The sequence below is a fragment of the Rhodococcus sp. MSC1_016 genome, assembly GCF_023667485.2.
GTDB lineage: Bacteria > Actinomycetota > Actinomycetes > Mycobacteriales > Mycobacteriaceae > Rhodococcus_F > Rhodococcus_F oxybenzonivorans.
The window spans coordinates 5,861,504-5,884,029 of the sequence record NZ_JAMOZI020000001.1 but is presented as its reverse complement, the minus strand read 5'-3'; the positions used below and the strand labels follow the sequence as shown (position 1 = coordinate 5,884,029).

Sequence of the window (22,526 nt, the reverse complement as noted above, 5' to 3'; positions counted from 1 at the left end):
GTCAGCTCTCCTTTTCGGTGGAATGACCCGGGAAGATCTCTGCATCCGGATCGAGGACGGCCGCGGCGTTGTTGACCGCGGTCGCGGCCTCGCCGAATCCGACGGCAATGAGCCGGACCTTCCCCGGGTAGTCGGTGATGTCACCGGCCGCATACACCCGCGGCACGGTCGTCGCCATTCGGGTATTGACGACGATGTGACGCGAATCGATTTCGAGTCCCCACTCCGTCATCGGCCCGAGGTCGGCGGTGAATCCGAGAGCGGCGATGACGGATTGCGCCGGCAACGTCGTGGTGGTCTCGTCGACTTTGTGCGCGACGTCCACCTCTGCGACCCAGCCGTTGCCGCGGACTGCGGCGATGTCCGCATTGACCAGCATGCGCACGGTGCTCTCGCGGACCTTCGTCACCGTCGCCGCGTGTGCACGGAACTTGTCGCGACGATGCACCAAGGTCACCGACGACGCGATCGGCTCGAGATGGACTGCCCAGTCGAAGGCGCTGTCGCCGCCGCCCACGATCACCACGTCCTTACCGGTGTGCGCGGACAGGTCGGGCACGAAGTAGCTGAGACCGCGATCGACGAAATCCTGTCCCTTCACCAGAGGGCGCGGCGTGAATGTCCCGATCCCGCCGGTGATCACGACCGCACCGGCGGTGACGGTGCGACCTTTGCTCGTCCCGATCACGACACGTCCGTCCTCGGTGTGTTCCAGTGACCGGGCCTGCTCGCCCAGCAGATATGCCGGGTCGAACGGCGCGGCCTGCGCGAGCAATCCATTCACGAGATCTCGCCCTTTGACGGATGGAAAGCCCGCGATGTCGAGGATCGCCTTCTCCGGGTACATCGCGCTCACCTGGCCACCGGGCTCGGACAGAGCGTCGAGAACGGCGACGCGGAGTCCGCGGAAGCCGGCGTAGTACGCACCGTAGAGACCGGCGGGGCCGGCACCGATAATGAGAATGTCGACGTCGAGGTCCGTGCCGGTCGACGCGTTGAGCGAAGCGTTCATGCCGGCAACGCTAATCATGTTGCGGCGCCGGATAAATGAAACCGGTCCGGTCAGCAGACTGTGTTCGGCCCTGCCCATGAACATGGAAAGGCGGGTCGACCGACACCATGCCGGCGGACCCGCCTGTACTCGAATTCTGTTGTCACCCGGTGCTTATGTGCACCCGGGCCGGCGAAGGACTACTACTTGACCCCGTACCGGGTCAGGTATCGGCCCGACAACAGTCTCAGGACACGATCGAACAGAAAGCCCATGATTCCGAGCACGATGATGCCCACGAAAGTCCAGTCGATGCGCCCGTAGTTCCGGGCCTGCCAGATCATCGAACCGATGCCGTGATCGGCTGCCACGATCTCGGCTGAGACGATGGTCAGGAAGCTGTTGCCCATCGCGAGGCGGGCGCCGGTGACGATGCCCGGTACCGACGACGGCAACACAACCGTCTTCATGATCTGCAGTTTGCCTGCCCCCAGGTTGGCGGCGGCCTGCAGCTTGTTCTCGCTGATCGCGACGGTCGCGGCAATCGTGCTCACGGTGACGATGAACACCGACGTGTAGAAAATCAGCACGATCTTGGACGTCTCACCGATCCCGAACCACACCACGGCCAACGTCACGAACGCAATCGGGGGAATGAACCGGAAGAATTCGATATACGGATCGAGCAGTTGACGCACGAGGTTGACGCGGCCCATGAGAATGCCGACGGGTGCGCCGATCACGACGCCGAGACTCCACCCGACAAGAATGCGCTGAGCAGACGCCCAGATCGAGGTCCAGAGGACACCGCTTTCCGCCAGTTCCCTCGCTGCTGTGACCACTTGAACAGGAGAGGCGATGGTCGTCGGTCCGTACCACCAGGCAAGAAACGACCACACCCCCAGACCGATGACCGCGGACGCGACCCACAGCGCCGCCGTGCGCACGGCGGCCCCACCTGCGCTCGACCGTCTCTTTCGGGCCGGTTGCACTCGTTCGCCGCGGGTGTGGACGGTGTTCTGTACCACTGTGGTCATAGCTGGTCCTCCTCGATGCCTTGGTTGCGGAGTGACGCCACGACCTCGGCGCGGATGTCGTCACGCAATTTCTCGTACATGTCGATCACGTCGGGATGCGCCCTGTCCCGCGGACGCTGTGCGTGCACCTCGTAGATGCTCTTGATTCGCGCCTTGGGTCCGGCCGACATCACCACGACACGGTCGGCGAGCGTCAAGGCCTCGTCGATGTCATGAGTGACGAACACGACGGTGCACCCGGTGTGCCGCCAGATTCTGTCGAGCTCGACCTGCAGGACCTGCCGCGTTTGCGCGTCGAGCGCGCCGAAGGGTTCGTCCATCAACACCAGCGACGGTTGGTTGGCCAGAACTCGCGCGATCTGAACGCGTTGCCGCATAACGCCCGACAGTTGTGCCGGGAACTTCTTCCCCGCATGTGGGAGACCGACCATCGCAAGGTACTCGGCGGCGATGCGCGCCTGTTCGGCCTTGCCGGCGCCGTGCATCCTCGGCCCGTACGCGACGTTCTGGGTCACGGTCATCCACTCGAACAGTGCCTCCGAACTCTGAAAGACCATGCCGGCGTGCGGGTTGCTGCCGTTCACCTCGTCGCCATCGCACGTGATCTCGCCGGCGCCGGGCTCGATGAAGCCGGCCATCGCGGAGAGCAGTGTCGACTTGCCGCACCCCGACGGGCCGAGCAGGCACACGAACTCGCCCGGTCGCACCTCGAGGTCGATTCCCGACACGATCTCGGCAGCTCCGAAACTGATGCCCAGATCGCGGACCTCGACGGGCACACCCGTAACTGTCCTGTCTGTGGTTGCGGTCATTTCTTCTCCTCCTGGTACCAATCGAGCAGCATGGCCGAGGCCAGATCCGGCTGCTCGGAGAGAACGCCGATCTTCCTGTAGAAGTCGACGATCGACTGTGCGGACTCGATGCTCTTGTCGGTCAGGTTCTCGACGCCGAAGTCGATTTCGTCGACCGCGGTGACCGTCTGGTCATCGGCGACGTTGACGGCTTTCCTCGTCGCGGCGGCGGCAGCTCGGGGATCGGACTCCACCCGCGCGGTGGCGTCGACGAGCACCTGGGCAATCGCACGGGCGGTGGTTTCGTTCTTGTCGAGCCAGGGCTCGGTCGTGATCGCCCAGTGGTGGTAGAACCAGTCGAAGTCTCCGGTGACGGCTGCGACGTGCCCGCTGCCCTGCGCGAGTGCGGTGGCCGGCCACGGTTCCCAGAGGACGTATCCGTCGATGTCGCCCCGATCCAGGAGCGCCGGCATGTCTGTGGGAGTGGCGGAGACCATCTCGACCGAGTCTGCGGGAATTCCGTTGGAAGCGAGGTACTTGTCGGTCGAGATTTGGCTCAGCCCCGGGACGATGCCCATCTTGCGGATGTCGGCGGCCGTGTCGACCCCGTTGCGCAACACCACCTTGAGGTAGTCGCCCGACACCTCGTACGAGTACATCGCCCGCAGGGAAGGATTCTGGCGTAGCTGCGCGATCGTCGTGGTGTCCGAACTGCCGGCCAGCTGGACCTGGCCGGAAGCCAGCGCGTCGACGGCTTCACCACCTCGGCCGAACTGCACCAGCTCGATGTCGAGGCCGGCATCGGCGAACATGCCCTCCTCGTCGGCGACGAAGAAGGGCGCGTACGACGCGTCGATACCCACGGCTATCCGGAGTGGGCCGCCGGCGGCGTCGGCGACGGACTGCGTGGCGGGACGGCTGCACGCCCCGGTCGTGACTGTGAGGATCACCGCCGCTGAGGCAAGTGTCACCCTGCCGAGTATCGATCTCCAAGCCATGCTCGTACATCTCCTCTTGTGATCCAGGCCTCATCGTGGCGTTGTGGTGAGAAACCTAATGGCACCTCGGTGCGGGGTGAATCAACCGGGTCCACCGTGCGGACCGGGCCGCAAAACTTACCTGCGGGGAACATAGCGGCTGGTAGGAGCGGCTTGTTCGAAACGCAAAGGAAACAAATCGGCGCTCCGGTTAGGGCCGCCGCCGCGATGACCACAAGCCACCCGGCCCTTCGAATGCATGAAGCCGGCCACGCCCGAGGACGCGGCCGGCTTCGCGGTGATGCTGTCGGCTCCGGTCAGACGACGCTCTTCGCGCGCGCCGATGCCTTCGCCAGGAACTCCAGGCTCAGGGGGTTGTACAGTGCCGCCTGCTCGTGCTGGGGCCAGTGACCGCATTCCGGATACAGCTGCAGCTGCGCACCGGCGATGTCCGCGGCCATCTTCTCGGCCTCGGGCACGTCACCGAACGGGTTGTCGTGGCCCCATACGACCAGTGTCGGTGCCTGGATGCGCGCGAGCCGATCGGGCCGGAGCAGATTTCGCTGGCGCGTGTCCATGTCCTGCAGCGACAGCAGGTTGTGAATGTTCGCGACGAAATCAGGCTGATGGTAGATCCGGTGCCGGGCCTCCACCAGTTCCTCGGTAGCGTCGACCGGATCGTGCATCAGTAGGTGCAGCCGGGCCCGGGTCAGTTCGACGTCATCGCTCTGGACGGCCTTGGTGGTCGAGGTGCGAATGCGCTGCATCACCTCGGGGTTTGCGACGGTGCCTCCGGCGGCGAGCAATTGCAGCGACAGCACTCGCTCGGGCTGTTCACTTGCAAGGTACGCGGCGACCCAGCCGCCCAGCGACTCTCCTACGAGGTGCACCTTGTCCAACCCGACCGCGTCGAGATAGTTCACGAGATGTTCTACGTAGCGCGGAATTTCGTACGGGTAGTCCGGTTTGCCCGTGTAGCCGTGGCCCAGCATGTCGATCGCGTGGCATTCGTAGTACGGAGCGTGTGCGGCGATGTTACGTGCGAAGGCCTCGAGGTGGCCGCTGGTGCCGTGGAGGAAGATCACCGCCTCCTCGCCTGTGCCCGCCTGTAGCGACCGGGTGGGAATTCCGGCTGCGTCCACCGTCTTCACCGCGAAGTCGAGTCCGGCGAGTTCATTCCAAATTGTCATGTCTGTGTCCTTTGTCGGGTGTGGAGAGTGGAGGAATCTACGGCGCGAGCGGCCGTGTGGTCGGATCGAGGACGACGACGCCCATCCCCGTGAGCCATTCCGGCATCGGCTCGTAGGCGAGACGTTCCGCGGGAACGTAGTTCACCATCGCGGCCATCATGAGCCAGGTGCGGAGTTCTTGCGCACCGTTACCTGCCTCGGTGTCGACTTCGTCGGTCGAGAACTCCGCGAGTTCGGCCGCCTTGCCGGTCTCGAAGAGATCGAGGATTCGGTCGTCGAACTCCGGTGAGATGGCCGCCTCGGCCGCGCGGATGATCTCCCGCCGGCGCACGTCGTAGTCCGACCAGTTCTCGCGACCGTCGAGCCAGGCCTGCACCATGAAGTCGTCGTTCTCACCGTGCGGGTCACGCCAGTCCGGCCACGGCAGCCGGTGCGACAGACCACCGGACGCGATCACGACCACCCGTTTGTCGTCCGGATACGAGGTGATCGCCTCGCGAAGCGCGTGTGCGAGCGCCTCACAGCGCCCGAAGGTCGGCAGCGGTGGCGCGAAGACGTTGACGACCAAAGGCACGATCGGCACGTCCATGTCTGCCAGCAGGTACTGGATGGCATGCGACTGACCGTGGTCGATCTGTAGGCGGGCGGAGTACGCGAGATCGAATCGGCCGCTCTCCACTACTTGGGCGGCGAGGTGCCCGGCCAGGTCCACGTCGACACGCTGTTGGCCCTTCGGGGTACCCGACTCGCCGCTCGCGATGCATTCGCCCACGCCGAGCGTGAAGGGCGGGATGAGGTCGAGCCAGAATCCTCTGAAGTGATTCGACCCCAGGAGAATCACTACATCGGGCCGCGCCGCGGCGATCCGTTCCCGCGCCGCGAACAGCGCCGACCGGAAGCGTTCCGCCTCGGCTTTGTGTGTCGTTTCCTCCCAATGGGTGTTCATGAGGGTGCTGTGCGAAGCACCCACCCCCAAGACGATCTCGGCCATCAGCCGGCTCCTACTTCCTCGAGTGTGCGGGTGACCGTGTCGACGGCGACCCGGATCAGGTACCGGGTCAGCTTCTCGGCCTCGGCAAGGTCGACGGTGTTCATGCCCATGGCGAAGTCCATCTCGAACGGTGCGTCCACGACCTTGGGCATGCCGACGCGGACGGTCGGGATGCCACGGTTGCGCAGAATGTTCGCGTCCGTGGCGCCACTGCCGTCGCGGACCACTCGGTGCGGTTGACCCTCGACCGCCTCCCAGGCCGCTACGGCGCTGCGGCAGAGCCACATCCGCTCGTCCGACGTCTCGCCCGGGATCGACAGGATCTGCTCGACGTCGATGCGGGCGTCCAGTTCGGCGGCGATCTGCCGCACGGCGTCGACCAACTCGCGTCTGGCGGCGGTAGGTGTGGTCCGTGGGCTCAGACGCAGATCCACCATCATCCGCACCTGAGCCGGGGTGAACGAGGCGGTCCGCTCCCACCCGCCCCGAATGTTCGCGACGATGCCCTGGGGCAGCACCAGCCCCTCCTGGTGCGCCTGCGAGTATTGCGGGAACCATTGTTCCAGGCGTCCTGCCACCTGACCCGCCAGCGCGACGGGGTTGCGGTACGGCAACCGGTGCCGGGATCCGACGTAGGTGTGGGTGCCGTGCACCGTGATTTCGAACCAGGCCAGGCCCACCTCCTCCCAGGACACCGTCCACCCGGGCTTGGCGATGAGCGCGAAATCTGTCCAGACGCCCTGTTCGAGGAGGAACGAACAGCCCACTCCCTGGCCGGTATTGCGACGCGGGTTTCCCACGCCCGGTCGAGGATTCGTCGGCATCCCGCCGGCGCCGAAAGCCGCGATCAAGTTACCCGTCAGCGGTATTCCCGCCGCGTGCACTGCTTCGATCGCCGCCATGACGCAGGCGGCGTGCCCCTTGGGATTCGACGCACCGAGACCGATGACGTAGTCGCCCTGGCTGTCGGCCCGCGCCGTCATGTCGGGGCGGAGCGTCTCCGCCGCCCAGGGCAGGTCTTCCTCGCTGTTGCCACTGGTGACGGTGTCGATCGGGGCGTACAGCATGAGGTCCGGCCCCGACCCGTCACCGCGCAGCCGTGCCCACGAGTTGGCCTGGCGGTCGTCGAGATCCATCGTGTGCGCTTCGATACCCCCGGCTGCGAAAGTCTCCGTGATGTGCCGAGCGAGTGGCGCTTCGTCGCCGGTCGGACTGGCGATGTCCACCAGACCGGTGATCAGCTCCCGCAATCGCTCACGGTCGACCGTCGCCCACGCCTGTTCGGTCCAGGTGCGGCGTCGCACGTCGAGGCCGGCGAGCGGGGTGGCGGTCGCGGCCGTCACGAGTTGATCCGGTGTACCTGGGTGTTGCTGCGCGCGGCGAGAAAACGCCATGCCCTCGGCACGCCGGTGGCGAGCAGGACGCCGAAAGTGACGCCGGTCAGAGTCTTGACCATCGAATTCTCCTCTAGTCGGCGTCGGCCGCGGCGGGTGCGCTCGACCCGTTGGCCGACTCGGTGGATGTAGCCGGCCGCGCAATCTTCCGCGCCGCGGAGGCGCGGCGCTCACGAACCGGTCGATCAGGTGTTGGCGGCGCGAACGCAGCTGCAGCCGAGATCTTTTCGCCGTACTCCTCTTCGGCGAGATTACGCCAGGTGGTGAGCGAGACGTCGGGTCGGTACAGCTTTTCCGGCGGAGCGTCGGTGACGCTGACCATCCACTCGTCCTGTCCCGAGAACTGGCCGTGGAACAACCACCGCACCGCACCGAGGTATTTGGCGTAGAAGCCGAGACTCTTCACCCCGGTCTCGAAGTTGACCATAAGCCCGACGTACTGGTGATGATCCTCGTCGACAGGGACATAGAACTCGTAGTGGATGAAGTTGGGATAGGCGATCCGCAGCACACCGGGCATCGACAACGATGCGAAGCCAGGGAAGTTCTGGGCTGCGATCACCGGATTCACCTTCAGGCCGGCGCCGACGTTTCCGATCTGCGAGATCTGGCTCTCGTCGGGCTTCTTCTTCCACCAGCGCTTGTTGGTCCACTTCCCGACGCCGGGGAAGTCGGCCTCCCAGTAGACTTCCTCTTGGACCCGGTAGATCCACCTGCCCTCCGGGACGATGCTCGTGATATTCCACGTCGGCATCGGCTTGAACAACCGCCACAATGCGGTGCGGTGCAAGTACTTCGCATGCCCTTCGTCGAATCCGTTCTCGCACGCGAATCGCCAATTGCCGCCGCGGGGTTGGATCCGGCCACCGACGACGCCTTCGTTCTCGACGAGTTCACGGGGCAACTGTTCGTCGATCGGCGGCACGGGCTCGTGGGCGATCGGGATATACACCCAGACGAGGCCCAAGCGTTCTTCCACCGAGTAGGTCTGCACGGACAGTTTGCCGCAGATCTTCGAGTCCGGACCGTCGGTGATGACGGCGGCCAGTTTGCCGTCGGCGAGTCGGAACGTCCACCCATGGTAGGGACAGCTGACGGTTCCCGGGAACTGCTGATCACCCTCCGACAGCGGGACGCCACGATGGGGGCAGCGGTCGTGCAGTGCATAGACTTTGCCTGCGTCACGGATGAGCGCGAGTTTCTCGCCGCAGATCGTGTGGCTCGTCGGATCACCAGTTACGTGGTTCGCCCACGTCACCGGATACCAGTATCCGCGGTAACCACTGCCTGCCTCGTTGTATCGAGGCCAGGCGGTCCAGTCCTGCCGACCGGCCGCGCGCGGCCTCTCCGGGAGAACCTGCGGGTTCTCCGGCGCCTCGACACCAGTCATGTGAAGTCCTCTCGAGATGAGATCAAGTGATGCAGTGAATCTTCCGATCGACTGCCCTGTACCTCAACAAATCCGGTTCGCTCAGCAGACCGGGTTCACTGTCGCCGAGATGGCAGTGTCGTCGTGATCACCGCGCTACCCTCCGCGCACAAGGACCCGTCGTCGGCGTGTTCGACGAGGGCTACCTCGATCCGGTCACCCTCGATACGGGTGACAGTTCCGCTGACCGTGAGGACACACCCCACGGGGGCGGGTGCTCGGTTGCGCCACATCACGGACGTCACCGCACCGCCCTCCCCGGCCACATGGGAGGCCGCCCGGAAGAACAGCACCCCCTGCAACTGGGCCATCACCACCGGTTCGGGGAGGCCCTCGACATGGGCATAGTCGGTGTCGTAGTGGATGCGGTGCGCGTTGTGCGTGGCAGCACCAAAACGTAAGACTCGGATCGGATCAGACTGCAGCGCAACCTGTTCGATAGCGTCTCCGACCTTCCATCGGCCAATGGGCGTCATCGGACGATGAACCGTTCCGTGACAATTGCCAACGTGACCGATTCCGTGACGCGGTAGGTCTTGGACACGGTGATCAGTAGGAACTCGCGGCCGTCACTGCCCTTCCGGTCGACACCGCACACGGTGCGGGTGACCTCGATGGGCTCGCCGAGCGGAGGAGCCGAACAGAACTCGATGTTCTGTCCTCCCGCCAGCAGGCGCACGTCCAGCCCCGCCGTGCCGGGCACCTCATCGGCGAACATGCCGTCGGGCCGATACTCCTCGCTGTCGGCGCCGTCCGGTCCTCGCAGAATACTGGGCAGGTACATCGGGTGGACCTGGAAGTCGTCTCGTCCGGGGTCGAGAAATCGGGGATCGCGCTCCGCCGACGCCCGTGCGAATGCCACGGACTCCGCTGCTCTCAGCGTCCCGAGGTTGCGGCGCGTGGTGGTACCGATCTTCCGGTGGGCGTGTTCGAAGGCTGAATCGAGTCCAGTTCGCATGGGCGGACACTAGATCCGGGGGTCGCGGCGTCACCACGGTCCCGGACCGTCCAGCGGACCGAGATACTTCCGTCGCCGCCACCGATCGGGTCAGGTGTGTTCATGGCACATCCACCGAACAGTCTCTACGCCACCGCCTCAGGTGTGAAATTCCATTATCACGACATGGGCGAGGGGTTTCCCACGATCTTTCTGCACGGTGGGGGCCCCGGCTGCACCGCGTGGTCCGATTTCGGTCCCGTCGCACCACTCTTCGCCGACGATCGTCGAGCCGTGCTCGTCGACATCCTCCAATACGGCAAGTCCGACAAGTGCACCATCATCGGACCGATGTGGGACTTCCACGCCGCCAAGGTGGTCGCCCTCCTCGACGAACTCGGCATCGCCCGAGCGGATTTCGTCTGTAATTCTTGGGGCGGGACGATCGCACTGAATCTCGCGGCGAAGTACCCGGATCGGGTACGTGCACTGGTGATCACTGGAAGCATGCCGGTCTTCTACGGACCGCTCGCCCCCTTGCCGGAGGACGGCCGTCGTGGCCGCAACGCCCGCGACGTGTACTACGGCGGCGACGGTCCCACCCGGGAGAAGATGCGGCAACTGATCACTCGCCTCGAATGGTTCGACGGAGACCAGCTGCCCGACGAGACCCTCGAGATGCGGTACCGGCAAAGTCTCGATCCCGACGAGATGGCGCTGGCCGCGGCGTCGGACAATCCGCGTGGGGACTGGCAGGATCTGACAACCGAACTCGGAATGATCGAGGCGCCGGTTCTGTTCGCGTGGGGAATGCACGACGCCTTCCTGACCCCGGACTATCCGCTGATGCTGGCCCGAATGATCAAGCACGGCCACCTCTACGTGATGGACCGCGCGTCTCACCACCTGCAGGAGGAACGTCCGCACGACTATTACTCCCTCGTGACGGGGTTCCTCGAACAGCGACACCCGTGACGACGAGCAGCACCTGCTCGGAGCTACACCCCGCACCACCCGCGGGTATGACACGCATCCGGCTCGTCCTCGTCCTCGGTGTGCTCACCGCACTGGGCCCCTTCACGGTGGATATGTATTTACCGGCACTACCGGCCATCGCCGTCGACTTCGAGACCTCGGAGTCGACGGTGCAGCTGACACTCACCGCAACACTGATCGGTCTCGCTTTCGGACAGCTGATAATCGGCCCGGTTTCCGACCGCTACGGTCGGCGGCGTCCACTCCTGCTGGGGACGGCAGTCCATGTCGTCGCGTCCGTGGCGTGCTATTTCGCGCCGACCATCACGGTGCTGGGTGCGTTCCGGACAGTCCAAGGGGTGGGTGCCGCGGCGACTGTGGTCATCGCGACCGCCGTCGTCCGGGACCTCTTCTCAGGTCGTGCCGCCGCTGTCATGTTCTCCCATCTGATGCTGGTCATGGGTGTGGCCCCGATCCTGGCGCCGAGCATCGGCGGACTCCTCATGACCACCATGTCGTGGCACGGTGTGTTTCTCGTGCTGGCCGTGCTCGCGGCTCTGCTGATGCTGATCGGTGCCGTCGCACTGCCCGAAACGCTTCCGCCCGAGCACCGGAGCCGACGGGGACTTGCCCCTGCACTCCGGACCTACACCCGGCTTGTCCGCGATCGCCGCTTCACGACGCTCGTCCTCGTGTGTGGACTGAGCCGTGCGGTCCTGTGGGCGTATATCGCCGGATCCTCATTCGTCATGCAGAGGGAGTTCGAACTGGATCCGACCGTGTACGGAGTGGCATTCGCGGCCGGCGGGGTCGTCCTGATCGGGGCGGCGCAGGTCAACGTTCGGCTGCTGGACCGCTGGTCCCCCGCCCGCATCTGCATCGTCGCGCTCGCCGTCAGCGTCACCGTGGGAGTCGTGTTCATCGCGGTGGCTCTCCATGGCGATGCGGGATTTGCGGGATTCGCGGTACCGGTGCTGATCTTGCTGTGTGCGACAGGTTTCGTGATGCCGAATGCGCCGGCTCTGGCGTTGACCCGGCACGGCGAGGCGGCCGGCACGGCGGCGGCAGTCGTCGGGTTCGCGCAGTTCGGCACAGCGGCCGTGGTGGCTCCGGTCGTCGGCGTCCTGGGAAACACCGCGCTGGCCGTGGCCGTCGCGATGACCGGCTGTGCTGTCCTGGCCGTTCTCGCGCTCGGGTTCGGTGTCAGGCCGATCGCGCGGCGCCATGGAGGGCGCGACTGATATTCGCACCCGCGGCCGTCAACGGCTTCGCCGTCCGCGCGACGTTCATCCGCGACGTCGTGGTGGTCACGCTGACTGCACCGACCACCATCGAGCCGGCGAAGACGGGTGCCGCGATACTGGTCAGACCGAGTCCGACCTCCTCGACCTCCAATGCGAACCCTTCTTGCCGGACCCGATCGAGTTGCCGGCGAAGGCGGAGAGCAGAGGAAACGGTCCGAGTGGTCAGGGCAGCGAATCCACGCGCGACGACCTCGTCGAACATGCTCGACGGCGAGTACGCGAGGATCGCCTTGCCTGTCGCCGTGGCCTCGATCGGCAATCGGCCCGCGACCCGCGACGGGAGCGGGGCGCTGCGGTGACCCGAAATTTTCTCCACGAACATGACATCGAGGCCGTCCCGGATCGCCAAATGCACCGTCTCGAGGGTGAGAGTGTGCAGGTCCTGCATGAACGGAACCGCGGCATCCCGGATGATGCGTTGTGTCGGGACCAGCTGGCCGAGTTCGAAGAGGCGCAGTCCCAGCCGGTAGTCGGTTCCCACCCGCTCCAGGAACCCGATCTCGACCATCTCCCCGGCAAGGCGGTACACGGTCGCCTTCGCCACCCCGCTCCGCCGCGAGAGCTCGGTCAACGACAGCGCTCCGGACTCCGTATCGAAGCTGTCGAGTAGCAGTCGCACCTTCTCCAGCAACGACGCGTTCATGTACATCCTCCGACAGGCACGGTCCACTCAGCGGACCCGTCAGTCGAGCATACGCGCGGTTGCCGACGCGTCCGTTCATCGTGCACAGCCGAAATTGGTGTCATTGCTCGGCGTGTGCGGCGGCGTAGGCCTCCCAGACCTCGGGGCGTAATCGACCGCGGTCGGGCACGGGGAGGCCCTGGCCGCGGGCCCACGCGCGGACCTCGGAGGTGGACGGCGCGGACGCCTCGGCGGCAGTGTCGTTGTCCGCCGGTGCGCCCGGGGCGGGTGCTGCGGTGTCGACATCGGCCCAGATGTGGGCGGCCGCAAGGTACCGGTAGGTCCATTGTTCGGCGAGGGCGCGGGTTTCGCAGAAGACGAGCGGCACGTTCGGCCAGCGAATCTGGAGTTCGGCGAGCCCGTCCGCGACGATGGCGGGCCGGACCCGGTCGAGGGCGTAGATAGCCGAGTAGCGGTCCTCCACCACGACGGCGGCGCGGGGTAGCGCAGCGAGTTCGGCGAGGGCATAGCGCAGTTTTCCGCTGGTAAGGCTCGATACCAGGTCGGGGAGTGATTTGCGTTCGACCGAGGCGATCAAGGTGTCCTCGCGCAGCAGTCCGTAATCTCCACACGGTAGGGCGCGTTTGACCGTGGTGACCTGCTGGTCGGCGAACCGATACGGGTATCGCTCGTGCGAGTCGACGACGATGTGCAGGTCGGCGATTCCGGCGGCGCGGGCGGTGGGGGTGCTGACTTTTGGTCTGGCTTGTTTACGGGTGCGCGGGGACTGCCAGAACACCATGTCGCGGCCGCGGGCGGTGGTGAAGACGATCTGGGACCGGTTCTCCCTTCCGCGGTCGAGGATGAGGTCGATGGCGGCGCCGCGGCGGGCGCACGACCGCAGTCGTACGCGTTCGACAACCTCGGGGTGCTCGGGCCACTCGCTGACCGGAACGGGATGGCAGTACAGCGCTTTGGTGCGGGGCCAGGTTCCTGCGGTGCGCAGCACGAGGCCGCCGTCGATGGGCAGCCGGAGCAGATAGGGCAGCTTAGAATCCGGGTCCGGATTGGAAGCAATGAGCAACTCCATTTACTCAGGTTCTCACTGATCCGCGATTCGTCGGCGAAGGCGGCGCCGGGTTTCGTGTCCGGGTGAGGCTGGTGCTCGACTCATCAGACCCGCTATTTGTGCATTCGGTCCATGAAGTGACGACCACTGCTACCGAGCTGCTTCCAGCGGGGCCCGCCGTCACCTGCCCGGCGCGCATACTGACGGTGGCGAGGGTTTGAACGACGGAAAAAGGCGTCGTCGAATGCCGCGACTATCGACCATGTCGAACCCTTGAACACCAAGCGCGCTGCAAGTCGCGACCCGGATACTGCGCCGCGCTGCTTTGGCTTCCTCACCGTAGATGGCGGTAGCCTCGAAACCGGAGAACGACAGGATGGAAACCCCAGCGACAGAGCAATGTTGCCGTCGAACGTCCGGTCGGGGCTGAAGACGTCGAGGGAGAAACCGCCGGGACGCTGGAGCCCGGCGAGACCCAGGACCCCCACAACCCGGTCTTGTCGCTGTCTGCGCCGTCACTGTGCTTCTTACGTCGTGGACTTAGAAATCCCGGTTCACCCTCGGGATCGAGCCCATGATCGGTCCGTCGACCTCAACTCGATCGGTCCCACCTGGGCAGTGTCGGGCGCCGCCCGCTGGGGTACTAACTTTTCAGACGTGCCCGGTATCCCGGAGTACCGGTCGTGTCCAGGCCTCGTCGGTTCAGCCAAGAGCCGGCCTGGCCGCATCGTGTCAGGCGTTCGGCAACGCTCGGTAAGTGTTTCAGCCGGATGCGCGGCCGGGTCCGCCCATCGACGGGCGGTGGCTGTGCTGGAGTTCGGTGTTAATGCGGCGGGCCTCGGCGAGTTGGTCCTCGAGGATGATGATGCGGCACGCGGACTCGAGTGCGGTGCCCTGGTCGATTAATTCGCGAGCTCGGGCGGCGAGGCGGAGCTGGTATCGGGAGTAGCGGCGATGGCCGCCCTCCGAGCGTCCAGGGGCGAGCAATTTCGCGGCGTCGAGGCTGCGGAGGAAGGCTTGCGTCACGCCAAGGATCTCGGCGGCGCGGCCCATGCTGTAGGCCGGGTAGTCCTCGTCGTCGAGCTTGTCCCCTGCCGGGCCGCGGTCGGGGGAATCTTCCGGAATGGGATAACACCTTTCGGACGGACAGGGCCCCCGGCGCCGTGAGGCACCGGGGGCCGGAGCGGTTTTCACTTCCTTATTCACTGCACTTTCCGCAGTCGGGCTCATCGTGCTGCTCGACTGCAGGCCGGAGGTGCCGGGGCCTCACACACCTACATAACGCTTGCCCCGTCACGGCCGTTTCTTGCGGTACTGCTCTGCGGGCAGTTCATTCTCTCCCGCACCCCGTGAACTCTCTCCTTGCAACGACAGGAACATTACAAGGGCGACGCCCCAATGTCTACAGTCGCCGCTACAGATATTTTGGAGTCGATCGACCAGTATTCAGACGCTTTCAGCCTTAGCTCACACGGAAGGTTGAACTGTCGAGGTCAACGTTGCGGTCAGGCCGGAGAAAAGGATGTCGAGACCACGTTCGAACTCGGCGGCGCCGTCGTAGGAGGCCAGAACCGGCGCGAGACCGCGCAGGAGCGGGAACTCGCCGATCGGTAACCGATGCAGTCCCAGGCGAAGCAGATCGTCGGTTTCCTCGGGCCGTTCGACGAGTTCCTGTAGTTCGTTGAGGACGTGACCGTGAAGGAAGCCGAACAAGGCCCGGTAGACGTGCAGGGCGTCGGCACCGTTGAGGCCGGCGCGGGTAAGCAGCGTGAGGACGTCTTCGAGTGGACGCAGAGTTCCCAGGGGCCGCAGCCCGAGGGGCGTCGCCAGAGGCCGCGTGACCAGTAACGGAACGACGTGGGGATGATCGAGCGCGAGGCGGCGGAAGCTCCGGGCGACGGCGCGTAGCTGAGTCACCCAGTCACCGTCCGCGGTATCGACGACGAGTTGCTCGAGAACAATCTCAACGATGCCATCGAGGAGAGCGGACTTGTTCGGCGCATGCCGGTACAAGATCATCGGATCCCGGCCGAGAGCCTTGCCGAGGCGTCGCATCGTGAGTCCCTCGATGCCGTCGCGGTCGATAATAGCCAGCGCGCACGAAAGAATCAGCTCCCTGGTCAGCAAACCACTTCCAGAATCGTCGGCCTCGGGGTCGGCCGTGCGACGAGCGGGCACCTTCGCCATCACAGATTCCTCTCGTTCCCCTCTACTGTAGGTCTAACGCGTAGGTCTACACCGTTGACAACCCGCGTGCTTCAGCGTTGACTAGGTACTACAACGTAGGCCCGGGAGGCCGCCATGATCATTATCTTCGGACTCGTCATTCTGCTCGCCGCCGTGATAATCGGGCTCGCGGGCGTGTTGATCAACAGCGGCGACGCGCACGCCCTGACCGACGATTTCGCGGTGTTCGGTTACCACGTCACCGGGTCCACCGGAACCCTGTTTCTCTACGGCATCGTCGTCGGCGCGGTCGGCCTGCTCGGACTGAGCCTGCTTCTAGCCGGCGCTCGGCGGACTTCCCGTCGCGGCCGCCTCGCCCGCCACGACCTGAAGGATTCTCGCCGCGAAACAGCCGATGCCTATCAGGACCGGGACCGCCTAGCCGAGCAGCGCGACGTGGCCGCCGCGGACCCGGCGACAGTCGACACGACCGCGCACAGTCCAACTCCCCGTGTCCAGCGAGACGGGCGACGTGACTGGCGTCACCCGTTCGGCCACCGCTCGGATAGCGTCGCCACCAACCACGGCGTCACTCCTTAAGCAGGGGATGGCACCGCGATCGCTGTGCCCGACATGTCCGAGCCAGGCGAAACACCAGAAAAGAGACACCGGTCATGAGCATCGGTAAGTAGCATTCTCATTCTGCCGAGGCCACGAAGGGTTCGGTGAAGAAGGTGTTTGGCAGAGCCAGCCACGACCGCAGCCTCGAAGCCGAGTTGATCGGCCCTTCGGCCGCAACTTACTCTTTCCCGCCCTTACGCCGATGGCGACGAACGCTCACAGCGAACCTGACCGCGAAACTGCTGCGGAACGTGTGGGCGTACGTAGTGATCTTCTGCGGGCACTTCCCGGACGGCGCCGAAAAGTTCACCGTCACGGAACTCGAGAACGAGACACGGCCGGAGTGGTATCTGCGGCAGATGCTCGGCGCGGCCAACTTCCGTGCCGGCCCGGTGATGGCGTTTCTCAGCGGCAACTTGTGCTACCAGATCGAGCATCATTTGTTCCCCGACCTGCCCAGTAACCGCTACGCAGAAATCTCCACCAAGGTGCACGCATTGTGCAAGAAATACGACCTGCCGTACACCACTGATCCCTCGGTCGGCAGTATCTGCTGACGCTGCGCACCATCCACAAACTCGCACTGTCCGACCGGTTTCTGCGTGCGACCGCCGACGACGCCCCCGAGACGGCCTCCGAACTGAAATTCCGCGCCGTGCATGTGCCGGTCGCGGCGACTCCGGCTACGCGCATCGGGCTACGCACAGCACTACGAACCCTACGCACGAACCGTCGCAACGCCCGGGAGAGCAGCCACTGCTCAGCCCGGGCGCCGCGAACCTACGGTTCCGCCGGTCAGACCACGGACATCGCATCAGCGGCGTCGACCGCGGGGTAGATGGGGTACTCCACACCGGACAGGTACTGGACAGTGCGCACCACCTGGCACGAGTATCCGAACTCGTTGTCATACCAGACGTAGAGGATGGCAGTGTCGCCGTCGACGATCGTCGCGTTCGCGTCGACGATGCACGCGGCGCGCGAACCGATGAAGTCGCTGGACACGGCATCGGTTGCAGCGGTGTAGTCGAGGTTCCGGCTCAGCGCTCCGGTGAGCGACTCCTGGCTGAGATGCGCGAGCACCTCCTCCCGGGTGGTCTCACGACCCAGCTGAAGGTGGAGGATCGCGACGGACACGTCCGGAGTGGGAACGCGGATCGAGTTGCCGGTGATCTTGGCCTTCAGCTCGGGGAGCGCCTTGGCGACCGCCGACGCGGCTCCGGTCTCGGTGAGCACGAGGTTGAACGGCGCCGAACGACCACGACGGTCGGCCTTGTGGTAGTTGTCCAGGAGGTTCTGGTCGTTGGTGAACGAGTGCACGGTCTCGACGTGTCCTCGGGACACACCGAATTCGTCGTCCATGGTCTTCAGCGGCGGGACGATGGCATTGGTGGTGCAGGACGCGCAGGACACGATCTGCTCGTTCGGGTCGAGGTCGCGGTGATTGACGCCGTGCACGATGTTCGGGACGTCTCCCTTGCCGGGAGCGGTGAGCACCACCTTCGCGACACCGGGGCGGAGGTGCTTCGACAGGCCGTCGCGGTCGCGCCAGATTCCGGTGTTGTCGATCAGGATGGCGTTGTCGATGCCATGCTCGGTGTAGTCGAGGCTCTCCGGGTCGTTGCTGTAAATGAACTTGATGACGTTGCCGTTGGCGATCAACGTGTTTTTGTCGGTGTCGACCTTGATCGTGCCGTTGAACTGCCCGTGGACGGAGTCACGGCGCAGCAACGATGCGCGCTTGATCAGATCGTCGCTGCCACCCTTGCGGACCACCACGGCACGCAGGTTCAGCCCGTTGCCCGAACCGGCCTTCTCGATGAGCAGTCGAGCGACGAGGCGACCGATACGCCCGAATCCGTACAGGACCACGTCCTGCGGCTGCGCGGGACTCGTGTGGGCGCCGCCGACCAGGTCGGCGAGGCTCCGTGCAACGAACTCCGGGACCGTTGCTCCGTCACCGTTGGCGCGATAGGCCATCACCAGCAGTCCGAGATCGACCTTCGAGGGCCGAAGGTCGAGGTGAGTCAGCGCTTCGAGGAAGGGGAACGTCTCCTCGACGGACAGTTCGTCGCCGCTGATCTGCCGGGCGAAACGATGGGTCCGCAGAATACTGATGACCGACTTGTTCACCAGGGAGCGGCTGTGAAGCAAGATCGTCACCGAGCGTCTGCGGTGCAGGCCGCCGATGATCGGGATCATCGCCTCCGCGAGAGCTTCCTCGGAGTTCCACTGGGCCAGTTCCACTGTGCTCACTGCGCTTGTCTGCCTTCCCGGCTCATGTGTCCTTGGATCGGATGCCGGCGAGCGCACACCCTTCCACCAGCAGTGACCTGGATCACCGGAGCCGGTTTCGTGACTCGCGGACACCGGCGCGCCCGACGCCTCATCATAAGGAAGCGTTTCTTCGGGCCGACAAGCCGGTCGCCGAAGCGTCCGCTGGGACGAGCATCCGGCCAGGCAAAAGGCCGAGTACAGGACGAGAGAGGGGCGCGGCAGCAAGCAGGCACGCTGCTGGCACTATCGCAAAACTACCCCCGCGCCATGTCCACGAACTTGGACAGGTGGAGCTGGTGCGCCACGGTGATGGTGGCGGTGGGGCCGTTACGGTGTTTGCCGAGGATCAGGTCGGCTTCGCCGCCGCGGGGGTCGTCGCGTTCGGTGGCGTCGGGACGGTAGAGCAGGATCACCATGTCGGCGTCCTGCTCGAGGGAGCCGGATTCACGAAGGTCGGCCACCTGAGGACGCTTGTCCTGGCGCTGTTCGGGGCCACGGTTGAGCTGGCAGATCGCCACCACCGGAACCTCGAGTTCCTTCGCCAGAAGCTTCAGGCTACGGGAGAATTCCGAGACTTCCTGCTGACGGGATTCGACCTTCTTGCCGGAACTCATCAGCTGCAGGTAGTCGATGACGATGAGCTTGATGTCGTGCTTCTGCTTGAGCCGCCGGGCTTTTGCGCGGATCTCCATCATGGTGAGGTTGGGCGAGTCGTCGATGAAAAGCGGCGCCTCACTGATCTCGCTCATGCGCCGGGCGAGCTTCGTCCAGTCGTCGTCCGTCATCTTGCCGGAACGCATGTCACCGAGCTTGATCTTCGCCTCCGCCGACAGCAGACGCATGACGATCTCGGTCTTGCTCATCTCGAGCGAGAACATGACGCTGGCCATGCCGTGCTTGACCGAGCACGAACGCAGGAAGTCCATGCCGAGCGTGGAGTTGTGCGTGGGAATCATCGAACGACCGGCGAGGTACAGATGATCGGCGTTGTCTACCTCGACGCAGCGCACGGGAACGCTGTCGACCTTGCGCACATCGACGATGCGCCGCGATCGGTGCACATCACCACGGAATTGCTTGTGGCGGAGGGCCTTCCGGTGCACCTGGAACACGTCATCGTCAGCGTAGAAGGCGACGCCACTTTCCGCGCGGTGGCAGTCGTATCCCAGACCGACGACGAGTTCGGCGACATCGTCCGACAGCGATGGGTCGCGGGTATCGAGACGAATTTCGCCGTCTGCCGCGACGGACGCGGCGGCGTCGAGCATCCCGGCCAGCAATTCGCGGCGTTCGGACTCGGAGCCGCGGAGCAGTTCCGCCGGGATCCTCTTGTTCTCGGCCTGAACGACGAGATCGGCCACACCGACGCGCAGCTCGGGATCAACGGTGGCGCCGACCGTCAGCGAGGCCCCCAATGCGTACGGGTCGACAGGCACATTCGACGAAGCGAACTGCAACGCGCCAGTATTTGCCACGTGATGACGGGCGCCGATCGAGTCGGCGATCTCACCGGTGGTCCGGACAGCGCCATGCCCGTCGATGTCCGTCAGCCACTGATGCTGCTCGTCGGCGACGAGGACGGTTCCGTCGGAGAACTCCACCTCGTAGCAGGGGCGGTCGTTCATGACCTCGGTGGCGGCGACGACCCGGGTGGGCTTGCCGTCGGCGTCGATGAGGTGATCACCGACTCGAACGTCGCCCATGGTGGTCCAGCCGGTGGGGGTCGGCAGGGGAGTGTCGAGCGCCAGCGCCTTACCCACACCGGGCCGCGCTGCGACGATGATCATCTGCCCGGGGTGGAGGCCGTTGGTGATTTCGTCGAGTTCGACGAAGCCGGTGGGCACGCCCAGGGAGATGCCGCCGCGGCTGGCGATGGAGTCGATCTCGTCCATCGTGGGCTGCAGCAGTTCCTCGAGGGGGACGAAGTCCTCGGTGGTGCGGCGTTCGGTGACCTCGAAGATCTCGGCCTGAGCGCGGTCGACGACCTCGGCGACGTCCTGCCCGTCGGCGCCGGTGTAGCCGTACTGGACGATGCGGGTGCCGGCGTCGACCAGGCGGCGCAGGATGGCTTTCTCGGCGACGATCTCGGCGTAGTAACCGGCGTTAGCAGCCGTGGGCACGGTCTGGGTCAATGTCACCAGGTAGGAAGCACCACCCACCCGGCGGAGCTCACCACGACGGTCCAGTTCCGCCGACACCGTCACGGGGTCGGCGGGCTCACCGCGGCTGTAGAGGTCGAGGATCGCGTCGTACACGGACTGATGGGCGGGACGGTAGAAGTCGCCGGGACGAAGCACCTCGAGCACGTCGGCGATGGCGTCCTTGCTGAGTAGCATGCCGCCGAGGACCGACTGTTCCGCTGCCATGTCCTGGGGTGGCTGGCGACCGAACTCTTCACCGGGTTCCGCGTCGGGCGGCCCCGGGTATTCGGAACGGCCCCGATCGTCTACTACAGCCACTCGACCGACCTTCCCCATCACTGTTGCGCCGCTCGGAAACTGCCGTCCCCGTGGTGCACGAACCTTTTGTACTCGGCCCTACCGACAACCTTCGCAGGCTCTTCGCGAGAGCCGGCTCCGGAATCGTGGGACACGCCGGGACGACGTTAGGGATTAGCCAAGCCGTGTACAAACCAGCCTGTGTACACAGCTGGGGACAAAATGTGGAAACCGCTGGGTACGTTTGTTAACCCCATGGGGATAACCTGAGGATAAGTACACATCACATTCACATACCCGCAGATCAGCGCCGTTTTTCATGCTTTCCCCACTGTGGATGAAAACCCGTTCGGCGTGTCTCTCGCGCCGACGAGTCGGGCGTGTTGAGTTCGTCTCCACCGCGCACGCGTATGATCCAGGTCACTCGACGCAGAATGCGCGGCTAACTTCCAGACACACCGTGGAATGCATGGTCCCGCGCAGTTCCCGACCCGAAATGTCCGAGAAATCCGCATGGACAGACTCGGGCCCCCACACGCCGAAGCGCGTGGGGGCCCGTGCAGCGAACGAGTCGACTAGGCGGCGACGACGTTCAGGTGGAACTTGGCAACCACGTCGGGGTGCAGGTTCACGACGATGGCATGCTTGCCGGTCGCCTTGATGTGAGCCTTCGGCAGCTCGAGGCTGCGCTTGTCGACGACGGGTCCGCCTGCGGCCTTGATGGCACCGGCGACATCAGCCGCGGTGACCGAGCCGAACAGCTTGCCCGAGTCACCGGCGGTCTTGACCGTCAGCGACACGTTCTCGAGACCTTCGATGGCAGCCTTGAGCTCCTTGGCATGGTCGAGACCACGCACAGCGCGAGCTTCCTGAGCACGACGGATGCCCTCGACCTGCTTCTCGGCGCCACGGCTGGCAACGATCGCCAGGCCGCGGGGCAGCAGGTAGTTACGGCCGTAGCCGTCCTTGACCTCGACGGTGTCGCCAGGCGCACCGAGGTTGTCCACGTCAGCGGTGAGGATGAGCTTCATGTCTTCCCTCCCTTTCCTTAGCGAGCCACGGTGGCGTAAGGCAGCAACGCCACCTCACGTGAGTTCTTGACGGCAATGGCAACGTCGCGCTGGTGCTGGACGCAGTTGCCGGTGACACGGCGCGCGCGGATCTTGCCGCGGTCGCTGACGTACTTACGCAGAAGCGTCGTGTCCTTGTAGTTGATCTGCGTGTTCTTTTCTTTGCAGAAAGCGCAGACCTTCTTCTTCATTACCTTGTCGCGCAAGGGCGGCTTCGGCATTTGTTCGCTCTTTTCTGGATGTTCCG

The 22,526-nt window shown here is 64.9% G+C and carries 21 protein-coding genes and 1 pseudogene; 4 read left to right on the top strand and 18 right to left on the bottom strand.

The features are described 5' to 3' along the window. Position 1: 1 nt before the first annotated feature. From L1080_RS27475 to L1080_RS27430, 10 genes are all read right to left on the bottom strand, one after another. Positions 2-1,012, bottom strand: coding sequence for an NAD(P)/FAD-dependent oxidoreductase (locus tag L1080_RS27475; protein ID WP_250766739.1), 1,011 nt, complete (start codon positions 1,010-1,012; stop codon positions 2-4). 182 nt (positions 1,013-1,194) lie between these two features. Further along, complete coding sequence (locus L1080_RS27470) at positions 1,195-2,028, bottom strand: ABC transporter permease (RefSeq protein ID WP_159922922.1); 834 nt, start codon at positions 2,026-2,028, stop codon at positions 1,195-1,197. Next, positions 2,025-2,840: an ABC transporter ATP-binding protein gene (locus L1080_RS27465; protein WP_250766737.1), complete on the bottom strand. Its 816-nt coding sequence runs from the start codon at positions 2,838-2,840 to the stop codon at positions 2,025-2,027. Before L1080_RS27465 ends, L1080_RS27470 begins: the two co-directional genes overlap by 4 nt. Further along, positions 2,837-3,790: an ABC transporter substrate-binding protein gene (locus L1080_RS27460; RefSeq protein WP_250766725.1), complete on the bottom strand. Its 954-nt coding sequence runs from the start codon at positions 3,788-3,790 to the stop codon at positions 2,837-2,839. Before L1080_RS27460 ends, L1080_RS27465 begins: the two co-directional genes overlap by 4 nt. 323 nt (positions 3,791-4,113) lie before the next feature. Further along, positions 4,114-4,986 (bottom strand): alpha/beta fold hydrolase, encoded by an 873-nt coding sequence (locus L1080_RS27455; protein ID WP_250766722.1) that lies wholly within the window; start codon positions 4,984-4,986, stop codon positions 4,114-4,116. A gap of 37 nt (positions 4,987-5,023) precedes the next feature. Beyond that, entirely contained in the window at positions 5,024-5,977 is a 954-nt protein-coding gene (locus L1080_RS27450) for a DODA-type extradiol aromatic ring-opening family dioxygenase (RefSeq protein ID WP_250766718.1), read from the bottom strand. After that, on the bottom strand, positions 5,977-7,320 hold the full coding sequence (locus tag L1080_RS27445) for a M20 family metallopeptidase (RefSeq protein WP_250766714.1): 1,344 nt from the start codon (positions 7,318-7,320) through the stop codon (positions 5,977-5,979). The genes L1080_RS27450 and L1080_RS27445 overlap by 1 nt, the downstream gene beginning before the upstream one ends. Before the next feature lie 124 nt (positions 7,321-7,444). Beyond that, positions 7,445-8,761, bottom strand: a complete 1,317-nt coding sequence (locus L1080_RS27440; protein WP_159922910.1) for a Rieske 2Fe-2S domain-containing protein — start codon at positions 8,759-8,761, stop codon at positions 7,445-7,447. Positions 8,762-8,856: 95 nt separating this feature from the next. After that, on the bottom strand, positions 8,857-9,276 hold the full coding sequence (locus L1080_RS27435) for a hotdog family protein (protein ID WP_159922908.1): 420 nt from the start codon (positions 9,274-9,276) through the stop codon (positions 8,857-8,859). Continuing rightward, the gene (locus tag L1080_RS27430; protein WP_250766711.1) at positions 9,273-9,758 is read right to left on the bottom strand and encodes a hypothetical protein; all 486 of its coding nucleotides are present in this window, start codon (positions 9,756-9,758) and stop codon (positions 9,273-9,275) included. The genes L1080_RS27435 and L1080_RS27430 overlap by 4 nt, the downstream gene beginning before the upstream one ends. A 102-nt stretch (positions 9,759-9,860) precedes the next feature. On the opposite strand from L1080_RS27430, the gene L1080_RS27425 reads away from it, so the two are divergent. Together L1080_RS27425 and L1080_RS27420 are read left to right on the top strand one after the other, a co-directional pair. Then, positions 9,861-10,712, top strand: a complete 852-nt coding sequence (locus L1080_RS27425; RefSeq protein ID WP_201453391.1) for an alpha/beta fold hydrolase — start codon at positions 9,861-9,863, stop codon at positions 10,710-10,712. Positions 10,713-10,759: 47 nt separating this feature from the next. After that, positions 10,760-11,953, top strand: coding sequence for a multidrug effflux MFS transporter (locus L1080_RS27420; RefSeq protein WP_236603173.1), 1,194 nt, complete (start codon positions 10,760-10,762; stop codon positions 11,951-11,953). Here the strand turns inward: L1080_RS27420 and L1080_RS27415 are convergent. From L1080_RS27415 to L1080_RS27400, 4 genes are all read right to left on the bottom strand, one after another. Further along, positions 11,916-12,659: an IclR family transcriptional regulator gene (locus tag L1080_RS27415; RefSeq protein ID WP_250766707.1), complete on the bottom strand. Its 744-nt coding sequence runs from the start codon at positions 12,657-12,659 to the stop codon at positions 11,916-11,918. The genes L1080_RS27420 and L1080_RS27415 overlap by 38 nt on opposite strands. Positions 12,660-12,759: 100 nt before the next feature. Beyond that, the gene (locus L1080_RS27410) at positions 12,760-13,728 is read right to left on the bottom strand and encodes an ERCC4 domain-containing protein (protein WP_159922900.1); all 969 of its coding nucleotides are present in this window, start codon (positions 13,726-13,728) and stop codon (positions 12,760-12,762) included. 741 nt (positions 13,729-14,469) lie between these two features. Continuing rightward, positions 14,470-14,913 (bottom strand): MerR family transcriptional regulator, encoded by a 444-nt coding sequence (locus tag L1080_RS27405; protein WP_250766704.1) that lies wholly within the window; start codon positions 14,911-14,913, stop codon positions 14,470-14,472. A 261-nt stretch (positions 14,914-15,174) separates the two neighbouring features. Beyond that, positions 15,175-15,894, bottom strand: coding sequence for a TetR/AcrR family transcriptional regulator C-terminal domain-containing protein (locus L1080_RS27400; protein WP_159922869.1), 720 nt, complete (start codon positions 15,892-15,894; stop codon positions 15,175-15,177). Positions 15,895-16,008: 114 nt separating this feature from the next. Between L1080_RS27400 and L1080_RS27395 the strand changes: the two genes are divergently transcribed. Beyond that, entirely contained in the window at positions 16,009-16,473 is a 465-nt protein-coding gene (locus tag L1080_RS27395; protein ID WP_250766701.1) for a hypothetical protein, read from the top strand. Between the two features lie 200 nt (positions 16,474-16,673). Further along, a pseudogene (locus L1080_RS27390) lies at positions 16,674-17,332 on the top strand (fatty acid desaturase family protein); the annotation flags it as partial. Here L1080_RS27390 and L1080_RS27385 read toward each other — a convergent pair. The 4 genes from L1080_RS27385 to rpsR form a co-directional block, all read right to left on the bottom strand. Then, positions 17,290-18,750 (bottom strand): glyceraldehyde-3-phosphate dehydrogenase, encoded by a 1,461-nt coding sequence (locus L1080_RS27385; RefSeq protein ID WP_250766698.1) that lies wholly within the window; start codon positions 18,748-18,750, stop codon positions 17,290-17,292. The pseudogene L1080_RS27390 and the gene L1080_RS27385 sit on opposite strands and share 43 nt — an antisense overlap. Before the next feature lie 275 nt (positions 18,751-19,025). Beyond that, positions 19,026-21,230 (bottom strand): replicative DNA helicase, encoded by a 2,205-nt coding sequence (gene dnaB, locus L1080_RS27380; RefSeq protein ID WP_250766678.1) that lies wholly within the window; start codon positions 21,228-21,230, stop codon positions 19,026-19,028. A gap of 554 nt (positions 21,231-21,784) precedes the next feature. After that, positions 21,785-22,240, bottom strand: a complete 456-nt coding sequence (gene rplI / locus L1080_RS27375) for a 50S ribosomal protein L9 (protein WP_109334605.1) — start codon at positions 22,238-22,240, stop codon at positions 21,785-21,787. Between the two features lie 17 nt (positions 22,241-22,257). Then, the gene (rpsR, locus tag L1080_RS27370) at positions 22,258-22,500 is read right to left on the bottom strand and encodes a 30S ribosomal protein S18 (protein ID WP_109334606.1); all 243 of its coding nucleotides are present in this window, start codon (positions 22,498-22,500) and stop codon (positions 22,258-22,260) included. Between the last annotated feature and the right edge of the window lie 26 nt (positions 22,501-22,526).

Bases quoted from the DNA above. Each gene is read 5' to 3' on its own strand.
- L1080_RS27475 (WP_250766739.1), bottom strand. From the start codon at position 1,012: ATGAACGCTTCGCTCAACGCGTCGACCGGCACGGACCTCGACGTCGAC.
- L1080_RS27470 (WP_159922922.1), bottom strand. From the start codon at position 2,028: ATGACCACAGTGGTACAGAACACCGTCCACACCCGCGGCGAACGAGTG.
- L1080_RS27465 (WP_250766737.1), bottom strand. From the start codon at position 2,840: ATGACCGCAACCACAGACAGGACAGTTACGGGTGTGCCCGTCGAGGTC.
- L1080_RS27455 (WP_250766722.1), bottom strand. From the start codon at position 4,986: ATGACAATTTGGAATGAACTCGCCGGACTCGACTTCGCGGTGAAGACG.
- L1080_RS27450 (WP_250766718.1), bottom strand. From the start codon at position 5,977: ATGGCCGAGATCGTCTTGGGGGTGGGTGCTTCGCACAGCACCCTCATG.
- L1080_RS27440 (WP_159922910.1), bottom strand. From the start codon at position 8,761: ATGACTGGTGTCGAGGCGCCGGAGAACCCGCAGGTTCTCCCGGAGAGG.
- L1080_RS27435 (WP_159922908.1), bottom strand. From the start codon at position 9,276: ATGACGCCCATTGGCCGATGGAAGGTCGGAGACGCTATCGAACAGGTT.
- L1080_RS27430 (WP_250766711.1), bottom strand. From the start codon at position 9,758: ATGCGAACTGGACTCGATTCAGCCTTCGAACACGCCCACCGGAAGATC.
- L1080_RS27425 (WP_201453391.1), top strand. From the start codon at position 9,861: ATGGCACATCCACCGAACAGTCTCTACGCCACCGCCTCAGGTGTGAAA.
- L1080_RS27420 (WP_236603173.1), top strand. From the start codon at position 10,760: ATGACACGCATCCGGCTCGTCCTCGTCCTCGGTGTGCTCACCGCACTG.
- L1080_RS27415 (WP_250766707.1), bottom strand. From the start codon at position 12,659: ATGAACGCGTCGTTGCTGGAGAAGGTGCGACTGCTACTCGACAGCTTC.
- L1080_RS27410 (WP_159922900.1), bottom strand. From the start codon at position 13,728: ATGGAGTTGCTCATTGCTTCCAATCCGGACCCGGATTCTAAGCTGCCC.
- L1080_RS27400 (WP_159922869.1), bottom strand. From the start codon at position 15,894: ATGGCGAAGGTGCCCGCTCGTCGCACGGCCGACCCCGAGGCCGACGAT.
- L1080_RS27395 (WP_250766701.1), top strand. From the start codon at position 16,009: ATGATCATTATCTTCGGACTCGTCATTCTGCTCGCCGCCGTGATAATC.
- rplI (WP_109334605.1), bottom strand. From the start codon at position 22,240: ATGAAGCTCATCCTCACCGCTGACGTGGACAACCTCGGTGCGCCTGGC.
- rpsR (WP_109334606.1), bottom strand. From the start codon at position 22,500: ATGCCGAAGCCGCCCTTGCGCGACAAGGTAATGAAGAAGAAGGTCTGC.